At 67.7% G+C, this 12,284-nt stretch carries 9 protein-coding genes; 5 read left to right on the top strand and 4 right to left on the bottom strand.

The genetic code is table 11. The features are described 5' to 3' along the window. Nucleotides 1–1,031 (top strand): IS1380 family transposase (locus BJF81_RS16555; protein WP_083664332.1); only part of this gene is annotated, 1,031 nt, incomplete at its 5' end. A 121-nt stretch (nucleotides 1,032–1,152) separates the two neighbouring features. On the opposite strand, the gene BJF81_RS17830 is transcribed toward BJF81_RS16555, so the two are convergent. The 3 genes from BJF81_RS17830 to BJF81_RS16545 form a co-directional block, all read right to left on the bottom strand. After that, nucleotides 1,153–1,647, bottom strand: coding sequence for a hypothetical protein (locus BJF81_RS17830; protein ID WP_143780930.1), 495 nt, complete (start codon nucleotides 1,645–1,647; stop codon nucleotides 1,153–1,155). A gap of 92 nt (nucleotides 1,648–1,739) precedes the next feature. Further along, nucleotides 1,740–3,029, bottom strand: coding sequence for an ISL3 family transposase (locus tag BJF81_RS16550; RefSeq protein WP_075959265.1), 1,290 nt, complete (start codon nucleotides 3,027–3,029; stop codon nucleotides 1,740–1,742). Nucleotides 3,030–3,528: 499 nt separating this feature from the next. Further along, nucleotides 3,529–3,804 carry a hypothetical protein gene (locus BJF81_RS16545; RefSeq protein ID WP_075959264.1) on the bottom strand — a complete coding sequence of 92 codons (276 nt, stop codon included), beginning with the start codon at nucleotides 3,802–3,804 and terminating at the stop codon, nucleotides 3,529–3,531. A gap of 418 nt (nucleotides 3,805–4,222) precedes the next feature. On the opposite strand from BJF81_RS16545, the gene BJF81_RS17825 reads away from it, so the two are divergent. Next, nucleotides 4,223–5,041, top strand: a complete 819-nt coding sequence (locus tag BJF81_RS17825) for a hypothetical protein (RefSeq protein WP_143780929.1) — start codon at nucleotides 4,223–4,225, stop codon at nucleotides 5,039–5,041. A 146-nt stretch (nucleotides 5,042–5,187) separates the two neighbouring features. After that, a complete protein-coding gene (locus BJF81_RS17820; protein WP_143780928.1) occupies nucleotides 5,188–6,354 on the top strand; it encodes a hypothetical protein in 1,167 nt (388 codons plus the stop codon). A gap of 245 nt (nucleotides 6,355–6,599) precedes the next feature. Here BJF81_RS17820 and mobF read toward each other — a convergent pair whose 3' ends face one another. Further along, the gene (gene mobF, locus BJF81_RS16540; RefSeq protein WP_075959263.1) at nucleotides 6,600–10,409 is read right to left on the bottom strand and encodes a MobF family relaxase; all 3,810 of its coding nucleotides are present in this window, start codon (nucleotides 10,407–10,409) and stop codon (nucleotides 6,600–6,602) included. Nucleotides 10,410–10,684: 275 nt separating this feature from the next. On the opposite strand from mobF, the gene BJF81_RS16535 reads away from it, so the two are divergent. Next, nucleotides 10,685–10,933, top strand: a complete 249-nt coding sequence (locus tag BJF81_RS16535; protein WP_237770313.1) for a helix-turn-helix domain-containing protein — start codon at nucleotides 10,685–10,687, stop codon at nucleotides 10,931–10,933. Beyond that, the gene (locus BJF81_RS16530; protein WP_202817513.1) at nucleotides 10,930–12,057 is read left to right on the top strand and encodes a site-specific integrase; all 1,128 of its coding nucleotides are present in this window, start codon (nucleotides 10,930–10,932) and stop codon (nucleotides 12,055–12,057) included. The genes BJF81_RS16535 and BJF81_RS16530 overlap by 4 nt, the downstream gene beginning before the upstream one ends. Nucleotides 12,058–12,284 lie beyond the last annotated feature (227 nt).

The raw sequence follows: 12,284 nt of genomic DNA, 5'->3' as shown, positions 1-12,284 counted from the left end.
GCTCCCGTGTCCTGGCCAACCTGGCCGGTATCGTCCCGGGCCTGCTGGCCGGCGCCGATCAGGTCGCCTACCTGGATGTCGACGACACGATCCGCGCGACCCACGGGTACGCCAAGGAAGGGGTCGGGTACGGCTACACCGGTGTCAAGGGCCTGAACGTGCAGGTCGCGACCCTGTCCACCCCGACCGCGGCACCGGTGCTCGCAGCCACGAGGCTGCGCAAGGGCAACGCCGCCTCGGCGCACGGCGCGGCCCGGCTGATCGCCGACGCGCTGGCCACCGCCCGCCGGGCCGGTGCCACCGGCACCCTGACCATGCGTGCGGACTCCGCGTACTACAACCACGACGTCGTCGCCGCGACCCGCCGGGCCGGGGCCCGGTTCTCCCTGACCGCCCGGATGGACCCCGCCGTCATCGCGGCGATCTCCCGGATCCCCGAGGACGACTGGGTGTCCATCAAGTACCCGAACGCGATCTGGGACCAGGCCGAGGACCGGTGGGTCTCCGACGCCCAGGTCGCCGAGGTCGAGTACACAGCGTTCACGTCCCGGAAGAAGGCCGAGCACGTCACCGCCCGGCTCATCGTGCGCCGCGTCAGACGCCTGAACCCCAAGGCGACCAAGGCCGGGCAGGACGAGCTGTTCGCGACCTACCGCCACCACGCCGTGTTCACCGACTCACCCCTGTCCATGCTGGCCGCGGAGGCCTCGCACCGTGACCACGCGATCGTCGAGCAGGTCATCGCCGACCTGAAATCAGGGCCGCTGGCTCACGTCCCTTCCGGATCGTTCTCGGCCAACGGTGCGTGGACGGTGCTGGCCGCGATCGCCTACAACCTGACCCGCGCCGCCGGCGTCCTGGCCTCGACCCGGCACGCCTGGGCCCGACCCGCCACGATCCGCGACGAGCTGATCAAGATCCCCGCCCGGATCGCCAACCGGGCCCGACGACTCCACCTGCACCTGCCCACGAACTGGCCCTGGCAGCACCCCTGGCTTGGCCTCCACGACGCCGCCTACGCCCCCTCCTGACCCAGCCCCCTGACCCTTCGAGGAACGACCACAAGTGGAAAAGCCGGGCAGACCGGCGGACCTCCCACGCCCAGAACCCCGACCCGCTCCAAAAATCGTCTTCAGCGACGCACGACGCCCCTCACGAAACCCGCTCGGCGGATCCAGGCTCAGCTTGCCTCAATTTGCGAACGTTCTGGCGTAGACGTATCAAATTGCGTCCGTAGATGAGTCCACCAATAAGGAGGACTATGCCAATATATAACGCTATGCGGACTGCGGCATACTCGGCATCGATCCAGGCACTCCATTGCGTGCCATATTCCATGAACTGCTCGTGCGTGATCGTGCCATCGTCGCGCATGGAACGGTACTCAGTCCAAGCCTCGTCGCGCAGCTGAGCAAGGTCTCCCAGCAATACGGACGCAATCACTGATGTGCCACCGCCCAGTAAAAGCAGCCACCCCGTTGTCCAAACCTGCAAACACTGCTTGCGGGCTGCTTCGACTCTGGCTGCTAGGAGTGCCGGGTAGGCGACGTCATCCCACCAAGCAACGCGATGCGCGGCTGGTTCCTTCGGGATTGATTGCAGCATTTCCAATGCTCGCGCAGCTCGGCGTTCGTGACGCGAGAGCACCCACGGAAGGGCTGGCGCAGTCAACACGCCTAATAGCGCGGGCAGTAGAGCCAGCAAAGCGGCTCTTCAACTTTGAGCGTGGTGCTGGGTGTTCACGCCGCGATCTGTCGGGGCGCGTAGCCAATGATGCGGCATCTGTAGTTCCGATGGTTGCGGTACCCACGCCCGACCCTCTTGATCGTTTTGGCGGTCAGGTTCGCCGCCTCCGTGCGCGCGTTCGTGACCCTGGTCCGGCAGAACGTGAGCAGCTCGCGTCGCCAGGCGCGCAGGGTGCGGAACAGCGCGGCCGGCTCGGGCAGGCGGGTGGCGCGCACGGCGCTCTCGAGGCGGGCCCAGTGCCGCTGGAACGAGGACGTGTCGGTGGCGGTGAGGAGCTGGCGGACGTGCTCCTTGATGCCCCACGCCACAGCCAGCTCGTCGTCCTCGGCCAGGATCTTCTGGAGCTTCGTGCGCTGGCGGACGGTGAGCCGGTCGCCGGCACAGGTGAGCAGCTTGCGGTACTTCCACGGGGTGTCGGTGGCGCGGCCGCGGCGCTCGTGCAGCTCCCACACCCGACGGCGCCTTACCTTGGTGATCATCTCGTTGGCCAGCCGCACGACGTGCCAGTGGTCCACGCTGACCCTCGCCCGGGGTAGTGCCTTGCGGACGGCGGCGCGGAACTCAGTGGACATGTCGAGGGCGACGACCTGCACGCGTCGGCGCCACCACCGGGGCCGCGCTGCGAGCCAGGAGGTGACGACCTTGCCGCGGCGGCCGTCGACGACGTCCAGGATCGCGCCGTCGTCGAGGTCGGTGAACACGATGGACCACGGCTCGACCCGCTTCACCGTCTGGGTGTTGGGGTCGCGCAGGTAGCGCACGGTGCGGAACCGGTGCTCATCGATGCCCAGGTGGCGCACGTGCCGGCGGTCGACGCCGGTGTCCAGGTCCAGGGTGGTGGTGAGCATCCGCATCACCGTCGGCCACGACAGGTCCGCCTCGTGCGCGACGCGGGACACCGCGCGCGGCTCGGCCCGGCAGGCGCTGATGACCTGCTCGGCCAGTCGGGTGGTGACCCGGGCCCGGGCGGGCAGCTGCTCGGTCTCCTCGGTGAACGAGCGTCGTGGGCACAGCGTCTCCCGGCAGGCGTAGCGCCGCTTGCGCACCAGCACGTCGAGCCGCTCACCCCCGCAGGCCACGTCTTTCACGTGCTGGACCGGCCTGGCGTGCACCCGTGAGGACAGCACCCCGCAGGACGGGCACGCGCCCTCGCTCGTGGTCGTCTCGATCAGCACCTGCCGCGGCTGCTCATCGCCAACGCCAGGGGTGGCCGAGACGACTCGGTAACCGGACAGGTTGAACAGGATCGACGCCGCATCGACGTCGAACGTAGGCTTGTGCACGCTCGCGGTCCTCGCTCATGAGATGTCTAGACAACACCCATGTTGGCGCAGGGCCGCGAGCCCTACGTCAGGGCCCCACCACGCTCAAAGTTGAAGAGCCAGCAAAGCCTCTTGCGTCATTTAGTGCCATCCTCGGTGCGTGTGCATTCTCTTCCGACCCGGAGGTGCCCGCAGGCACCGACAACAGTGTCTAGCGAGCGGAATCACCGTGTCACCAAGCGACCGCGGACCGCTTGATTACCCCTCTCCGCGCTCACCGAGTCGAGACGTTCCAGGTCCATGACCTAGCGCGGCGGCAGACTCCTTTAGATCGGGGTGCGGCAGTTCCGGATGTGCGCCAAGGGGCTTCCTACTTCCCCCTCATGCGGGGAAGAACGATGTGTGAGTCTAGTCTCGGCACTGAGCGACCTGCCCGAAGGTGCGTGCGGCCACCCTGCAGGGGGGTGACGGTTCGACCCACTTGAATTGGCGGCCGCAACGTCGATGACAGCCTCCCTAATCAACGACGCCGGCGACGGCCTCGGCCCATCCGAGCTTCGCTCAGGAGAAGCAGCACCAACACGACGACTCCAACCCCCATCCGAGCTGCAATGTCGTCAAGCATTGCTAGCGGCACCGTAAGCAGGCCGAGACCTGTCAGTCCGCTTCCTGCCGCCCAGAAGAGGCGCCAAGGACTGGCGAGCGCAAAGCCAGTGAGGTGGTCGGTGAGAAAGCTGCGCGCGAGATGCCACGCCACGATGATCAACATGGCACCCACGAACAACAGAGCCATCATGACTCCAAGCTCCTGAGTGGAGGGGACGCCTTCCATCCATCGCAAGACGCCCCGGTAGGCGCATTGGGCTCAGGAATCGGTGAGACGCTCATGCGCGAAAGCTAGCGGCGTCCTCTGACACACCTGGCTCGCAGACCGCGACACCGCCGCCGTGAGTCGCCCGGGAGACGAGGAGAGGCGGGCCACACCAGGCAACGTACTTCGGTCAACGTCCTTAGGCCCACCGCTACCTCATATCCTCCGTCGCGGCGCAGCTGCGATGCGGTGCGGGAGGCGGCATGTGCGTGCGCAGGCTTCGACCGGCCCGACCCCTCTACAGCCACAAGCAGTTTCCCTGACCGCTAGAGGGGGCCATCGCAGGCTGACGGCCATACGGTAGCGTCAGCCAGAGTCACAGTCGACCGAAGGGGGAGCAAGAATGCATCTAACCCAGTTCCTGAAGCGTTTCCCAAAAATGAGCGGCAAGCTGACGCTCGCGGTTCCCCAGGGAGGGGCGCTCGATGCTGCCCCCAACACGGTGGCGGGATACGTAGCACCGACTCTCACGGAGTCAACGTGGCCGCCGAGTGCGTCCGTAGTCTTGGTGGAAGCGCCCGGCGCAGTAGGTAAGACCGCTGCGGCCGTGGCGATCGCCGACGCATTGAACTGGCCCATTGTGTTCGCGGAGAAAGCGCAAGTCGGTTCGTATTCATTGTCTGGGCTCATCCAGGACGCCATGGGATTCGGTAATCCCTTTATCGCCGATGTCTCGGCCGGGCGGGCGGGGGTGGTAGTCGACTCCCTAGACGAGGCGCATTTCCGTGCAGGCACCGAAAATTTCTTGGCTTTTATCGACAACGTAGCAAAGGTTTCCGGTTCCGGTTCTGCATCCACCGACAGGGCGCCCAGCATCATTCTGATGTCCCGGTCAGATACTGCGGAATTGGTCCGCCTCGCCTTCATGGATGCGGACGTCCCTTTGGCTGAAGTTCGACTGGATTTCTTTGATTTAAACGGTGCGCGGAACTTCATAAAGGCGTACATGGCTCAGAGGTTCACGGAGACTGGCAGGACCGAATACAACATTCCGTTGGCATCCCCAGGTCCCTTCGAGCGTCTACGCGACAGCCGAATGAAACAAGTTGCGGGCGTCTTGTTGCGACGGACTGATACGGACTTGGCCCGCGCTTGGAATGAGTACGTGACTTCCTCGGATACACACCGGTCCTCGTGGCTTTGGCTGAGTCCTTGGCGGTGAGTAACCCTTCGTCTGAGCGGGCGGCACTAACCGCCGAAGGGCAGAGCAACCTTCTTCGAGAGATAATCGAGCACATATCTCAACGCGAGCAGCGAAAGTTCAGTGAACACATGCGGCCCAGGCTGCACGCACTTCTTCCCCCTCAGGTGGACGCCGAAATCGCCGCCTCCTCGATGTATTTGCCTGAAGAGCAGTGCGCACGGCTCATGGCATACGTGTCTGGCGAGGAACTCGCCATGCCCCTTCCCGCCGCACTACCAGACGCCGTTCGTTCCACCTATGAAGAGGCGGTCCGCACCTTTTTGCCAGATCATCCCTTTGTTAAGGGACGGAGGTTCGCCAGCGTGGTGTTCGGGGACTTCATCACCGCCGCCGCCTGTCGAACCCTAGAGGTGCGTGCGTCGCTGGCAGGCCAGCCGGAAAATAGGATTCAAAGCGTGGGACCCTTCTTTGCCCGCTTCCTCAGTGACGGGGTCCTGGACGGGGAGGAGGCGGAGATTCGCGAATCCCTGGTCGGGCATGTAGTCGAGTCCTGGACCCAAGAGGCAGATCTTGTTCGCACTCGGGAGAGCGAAGTATTGCTCAGTCTTGTAGACGGGGGTGGAACTCTCTCTTGTCGAAGAGAAGCCCAGGCCGGGCACAACGAGGCATCGGAGCTTAGCTTCTCAATTTCAGACGTATCAGGCGCCCTGCATATTCAGCGTCCACTCAAGAGGACGACTATCGTCACCGATCAAGGAGTTATCGTTGGTGAACCCAACAAGCATACCCTTTTGGGTCCGCAGGTGACCGTTCTCGCGAACGAGTTGATCATTGAGGCGGAGACACTGCGCGTCGACAATGATCGTGGCCGCAGTCCTGGTGTGGCGTTAGCCAGCGACGCGATCACGGCGAACTATTTACAAAGGGTCGAAGCAGGGCCAAAAGACCTCCACGTATTCTCCACAGACGCGCCGCCCCGACTCCGGCCCTGGTCGAGGGTCTTGAAAGGGGGCGGGGCATGGATCCCCTTCCAGAGATACATGGACCTCAGGACGATCCTTACGGCCTTTAGGCCGAGTACCAAAGGATCCCTGTCCGTACTAGCGGCCAAGCTGGACGGGAAGATCGTGAAGAGTAATGTGCATCGCGGCAAAATTCTAGATAAGCTTATCGAATCTGGCGTGGTGAGTCGTTCGAGTTCCTGGTACTACCTCGATCTCACGAGCATGGGCGAGTTGGGTTTCGGGCTTCAGGACCTGAAGACCGGCGAGCCCGGTGAGGCGGTTCTTCAGTTCTTGAGTCGCTGCACTGTCAGTACACGAGCCGAATAGGAATTGAAGACGCGAAGTATCGGACGGGCCCGACCATCCGAGTGTGCATCAAGGTGTGGCTGTTGGGCCATGGGTTAACACGCCGGGCCGATGAAAATCGGCTCTATCTCTTGGTCAGTATAACTGCCGCCCTTGCAGGGTCGTGTGGGTCGACGCTCTGGGCAACTTCTCCTCACGCCCTGTATTCGGCGTGTGCGTGATGTATCGACCGTGTGCGCTTCCGCATCTATGTGATCGACGTCCGGTCATCGCGAAGGACCAGACAGGTGGCGGGTAGCACCGTCATGGAGTCGTTGACGCTGTGCCTGTCGTTGACTGGCTCGGAGCGTGCCGGGCGCGACGTCTGCCGTGGACGTGGAGGAGACCGGTGACGGCACCGCCAGCCGGCGGATGAGGCGGCTCTGGTGTCTGGCTGCCTGAGGTTCCCTTATCGGCGGACCGGCGGGATGCGGATCGTTTGAGCCAATGCTGTGGGCGGCACGCCAGACGGCGAGGTCGCCGATTAGCTGGTCGTCAACGTCGGGGGGAAGGCCGCGCTGCCAGGGCATGCGGTCGGACGCTCCCGCTTGCCGGGCTTCGTCGCCGACGCGTTCGGCCAGCTGCTCGACTCGGCGGGTGAGCCGGTCGAGGTAGTCGCTCGTCTCCTCGTCCTGCCGTAGTCCCGGTGGGACGTCAGGCAGCCAGGGCAAGGGCGCGTCTCGGTAGGCCGGAGGGGTGGCCCCAGCAACGCGCCAGGCGAGGGCGGCGGCGGGGTCGTCGGCCTCCGTGAGGGACTGGGTGCCCCGGTACCAGGTCGTCTCCTCGACCACTTGCTGCGGTGGTGCGCCGTCGACCCAGCGCAGCGCGAGCTGGCCGCGCAAGTGCGGGTAGGCCGGTCGCCCGGTGAGGCCCGGTAGCCACCGTTCGAGCGCGGCGTCCAGGTCCGCCATGCGCTCGTGCCCGAGGTGCTGCTGGGCCAGCACCGGCAGGGCGTCCTGGTAAGCGAGCACGGCATGCCGCAGCAGCTGGGCTGCGTCGCCGCGCTCGACCGTCGTGGCCGACTGTGCGCGACCGTCGCGGGCGAGGATGTCGGTGAGCATCTGCCGCAGCTCCACGGCCGTGTCCTGGACCTCGGGCCCGACACCGTCCAGGGAGGCGGTGGGAGTGCCGAGGTAGAGGTGGTTGGTCTCCCGGCCGCGCGAGAGGGCGACGTACAGGCCCTGGCGGGTCTCGGTGCCGTTCAGGACGGTGTGGGTCGTGTCGACGGTGGCGCCCTGGGCGCCGTGGATCGTGCTGGCGTACCCCAGCTGCACGTGCTCGGCCACGTACTCGGCCGGCAGGGTGACCTGACCCGGCCTGCTCCCGCGCGAGTCGCGGTGGCACTTGACGGAGACAGCGCCGTCGGGGTGGACGGCGAGGACGTGCCACCGGTCGCCGTTCTTGACCCAGGACCCGTCCGCGCCGCGCAGACGGCGGTCGTTGCGGCGGGTGATGATCGTGTCACCTGCGCTGGCATGGGTGCCGTCGCCCAGGGTCACCTCGCGTCCGGGCGGTCGACCGGTGTCGTCGAGGCGGTCGGTCCGGGCGCGCTGGTTGAGCTCGCGGACGGTGTCTCGGGTCGCGGCCAGCAGCAGGCTGGACAGCCCGGCCTGCTGGTCGGCTGCCCAGGCGGCGTACGCCGCATCGACCACGTCCCCTGTATCGCCGGTGCGGACGCGGCCGTGGTCGAGGTAGTGGTCCAGGGCGGCGGGGTCGCCGTCGCGGATCGCGAGGGTGGCGGCGCCTTCGGCGGAGTCGGTGAACCGGTGCAGCTCGGTCAGCGTGGCGGTGGTGCCGTGCGCGTGGCCCTGCTCGGCCAGGTCACGGAAGAGCCCGCCAGCGGCCACCGCGGCCAGCTGCTGGTCGTCCCCGACCAACCGGACACTGCCTCCGACGTCCACGACCTGTCGGACCACCGCTGCAAGGTCACGGGTGCCCGCCATCCCGGCCTCGTCGATCACCACCAGCGTGCCCGAGCCGACCGCTCCGCCCACGGCAGTGGTCGTCCCAGTCTCCGGTGAAGCACCTGCCGCGGTGGCCTGGTGGAGGTACTTGGCGAGGGTGTCCGCGCGGACGCCGGTGGCGCGGCCCAGTTCCTCGGCCGCGACGGCGGTGGGTGCCAGGCCGAGGACGGTGCCGCCGGATGCTTCCCACGCCCGGGCCAGCACGCGCAGCGCGGCGGTCTTGCCCGCGCCGGCCGGGGCGAGGGCGACCTGCAGGCGGCATCCGCTCGTTGCCAGGGTGCGGACCATCGCCGCCTGCGACCGGTCCAAACTCGGACCGTCTCCACTCTGGGCGGCCAGGACGGTCTCGACCACGGCGGGGGCGGCAGGGCGGCCGTCGCGGCGCAGCCCCAGCGCGAGCAGCTCGTCCTCGGCGGCCAGGATCGCCCTGGAGGTGTAGGCCTGGCTGCCGTGCACCGTGTGGGCGGACTGCCCGTCCGGGCGGCGCAGCACCTCCGGTTCGCCCAGCTGCGGCGGTACCCCGACGGGAACCGAGAAGCCCTGTAGGACCCAACGCTCGACGTCACGTTGGTACGCCTCGAGTTTGTCCAGGGGGACCTGGGCGGTGCGGAGCTGACGCAGCGTCTCAGCCCGCACATGCCACACCTGCCACGTCGCCCGCGACCCCTCCAGCACCGACAGTACCCGCGCGGCGACGACCTGGGGACGCACGCCCCCACTCCGCACCGCGCGGAGGCGTCCCTGGAGCGTCCCCACCCCGTGACCTGCGGCGTTGCCCGCGTCTCTGGCACGTCCCCGGTTGCGTCCCCACCCCTCCCCGACAGCCGAGGCGACCATCTCCTCCGGGCGGTGTCCGTCTCGGGCGAGCACGGCCGTGGCCTGCTCCCGCCACGCCTGGCGCTGCTCGGCCTCGGAGCGGGGTTCGTGCTTGCCCGGGCGGGTCTCCAGGTTTGCCTGCTGCGCCAGGGCCAGCGACTCGATGGTCGTGGGGGTCCGGCCGTGGTCGGCCCGGAAGACCGTGGCGAGCTCGCGCTGCCGCGCCTCGATCGCCTGCCGCCGAGACGACCATGTGGCCAGCAGTGCGGGGTCGATGCCGGTGATCTCCCGTACCGCCCGCTTGCCCTCCTGCCCCGGGCGGTCTACGAACCGGACGCCGAGCCGCTCGACGAGCCCGGCCTCCAGGTGGGTGTTGTAGTGCTCGGAGGCCATCACCTTGGCCTTGAACAGCATCCGCCCGTCCAGCGTCAACCACCGTCCTCCCTCGTCCGGCAGCGCCTGCACCTTGTTCGAGACGACGACGTGGGTGTGCAGGTCCGGGTCCCCGGTGCGCGAGTCGCGGTGGTCGAACGCCGCCGCGACCAACCCGACCACGGGGACCTGGCGCATACCGCCTTTCCCGACGCGGGTGAATGCGACCTCCCTCTCCAGCATCGCCAGCGTCGCGCGGACCGCGTCCTGGTGCGCGGCCTCCAGTTGCGTGGCGACCTCGGCCGGTGCGAGGGCCCACAGGGTCGAGACCGACTTCACCGGCGAGAACGTCAGGTCGAACCCCGCCACCGGCACCTGTGCCGGCCGTGACGCCTTGGCCACGAATGTCGTCAGCTCGCCCTCGTCCACCGGTGCGCGGCCGTGGCGCTGCTCGAACACCTCCCGGGCGACCTCGGTGCGGATCCGGGACCGCTCCTCTACCGGGATGGGTGCGTTCCACGCCAATCCCTGACTGGTGTTGTGCTCGCTGAACGCCCGGGCCGTCACCTGCCGCAGGGTCGTCGCGTCGAACGTCGGGAACGCCCGCCCCAGCCCGCCCCACCCCCGGGCGACCGCCTCGGGCTCGCCGGAGCGGGGGTGGCGACCCTGCCCGAACAGCAGCTTCATCTGCTCCTCGGTCACCACGTCACCCTCGGTCAGGTCGAGCCCCGCCAGGCCGGTGCCGAGCCACCGACCCGGCGCCTCGCCCTTCTCCTCGTAGTAGGCGGCGAGGCCGACCTGCCGCTGCTCGGTGGCGTCGTGGGCAGCGACCTGCTGCGTCAGGTACGTGTACCCGCTACCGGCGGCGAGCTTGTGCAACGTCATCACGTATACCAAAGGCGGCCGAGCGAGCCTCAGGGGTTCACGAGTTTCGCCGAGTGCACCAGGTGTGTCCTCGATCTGCTGCTGCTCAGTGTCGGTCGGTCTCGGAGCTGCTCAGAAAAAAGTTCAAGAAAGTGAGTCCCGGAGGGGGGGTCTCGGACGCTTTAGGGGGTAGACGGGTTCGTCGTCCGGTGGTTATCCACAGGGACGGTCGAGTGCCTGTCTGGTCCGCACGGGATCTGGCCTACTGGAGGTCAGCCCTGACGAAGGGAGTAGACATGTCGACGATGGCCAGCGGAGGTCCGGGGCAGCGGAGCAAGGCACCGGTCGGGCCGCTGCAGCGGCGGTGGTACAGCGTGCCCGAGGTGGCGGAGATGCTCGGCTACGGGCCGACCAAGGTGCGGATGATGTGCATCTCCGGCGACTTGCGCTCGCTCAAGGACGGCGGGTCCCGGCGCATCCTGCCGGCGTGGGTCGACGAGTACGTCGCCAAGCGGGCGGCCGAGGCGGAGGCGGACTGGCCGTGAGCAGGCGGGCGAACGGCGAGGGGTCCATCTACCCCTACCGGAACGGCTTCGCAGCGCACGTGTGGATCACCACCCCCGCAGGCAGGCGCCAGCGCAAGTCCGTCTACGGCAAGACCAGGGCGGAGGTCCACGAGAAGTGGCTGCGGCTGCACGAGCAGGCGCGGCGCGGACCGGTCGTGCCGGTCTCGCCCCGCCTGCGCGATTTCCTGGAGCAGTGGCTGACGGAGACCGTGCGCCCCGGGCTCTCGCCGGCCACGGCGAGCAACTACGAGATGTTCTCCCGGCTCTACATCGTGCCCGACCTGGGGGACCGCAAGCTCGAGAAGCTGTCGGTCCGTGACGTCCAGACCTGGGTCAACGAGCTGCGGGTTCGGTGCCAGTGCTGCTTCCAGGGCAAGGACGCCGCCCGGCCGGAGCCGCAGTGCTGCGCACGTGGGCAGTGCTGCCACGAGGTCGCCTCCGAGTGGACCGTCCACCAGGCCTGGCGGGTGCTCCGCGGGGCACTGACCCAGGCGATGCGGGAGGAGCAGGTCTTCCGGAACGTGGCCGCGCTCGTGCGCGTGCCCGTGCCCCGGGCGAAGCGGTCGGCCGTGTGGTCGGTGGAGGACGCCCGGCGCTTCCTCGAGTCGGCACGTGACGCCGGGGACGCCATGTATGCGGCCTACGTGCTGCTCCTCGTGCTCGGGCTGCGGCGCGGGGAGGTGCTCGGCCTGGCGTGGGAGGACGTCGACCTGGAGCAGGGCGAGGCCTACATCGCCTGGCAGGTCCAGCGGGTCGACGGCCAGCTGCTGCGGCGGCGGACCAAGACACCGTCGTCGGACGCGCCGCTGCCCCTGCCGGACATCGCCGTGCGGGCCCTCGAGCGGCACCGGGCCGAGGAGGACCGGCGACGGCTCGCCGCCGGCGACATGTGGGGCGACTGCGGCCTCCTCTTCACGACCCGTCTCGGCGACCCGCTCGACCCGCGCAACTTCCACACGGCGTTCAGACCCGGGCGGGCAAGGCCGGCGTCCCAATCGTCCCGGTCCATGCCACGCGGCGGACCTGCGCGAGCCTGCTCGTCGCGCTCGACGTGCACCCGCGCGTGGCGATGGCCGTGCTCCGGCACAGCCGGATCTCGATGACCATGGAGGTCTACTCCCAGGTCTCGTCCCGGGCGACGCGCGAGGCCTTGAGCCAGCTCGGCGGACGGTTGGGGGACGAGTCGGCTGTGTGAGTGTGCCTCTAACCAGGACAATTGCAGGGATGTAGGCGATGGCAGACATTGTGGCGCCGAAGTGCTCAGAAATGGCACAACGTGGGCCGACACGGTCCATGACCCGCGTCTTCATGGACATCGAGGACGCCGGGG

This window comes from Ornithinimicrobium sp. CNJ-824, from assembly GCF_001942405.1.
In the GTDB taxonomy this organism is placed as follows: Bacteria; Actinomycetota; Actinomycetes; order Actinomycetales; family Dermatophilaceae; genus Ornithinicoccus; species Ornithinicoccus kibberensis.
Note: the sequence above shows the minus strand (reverse complement) of the source record. Positions and strands in the feature narration are given on the sequence as shown.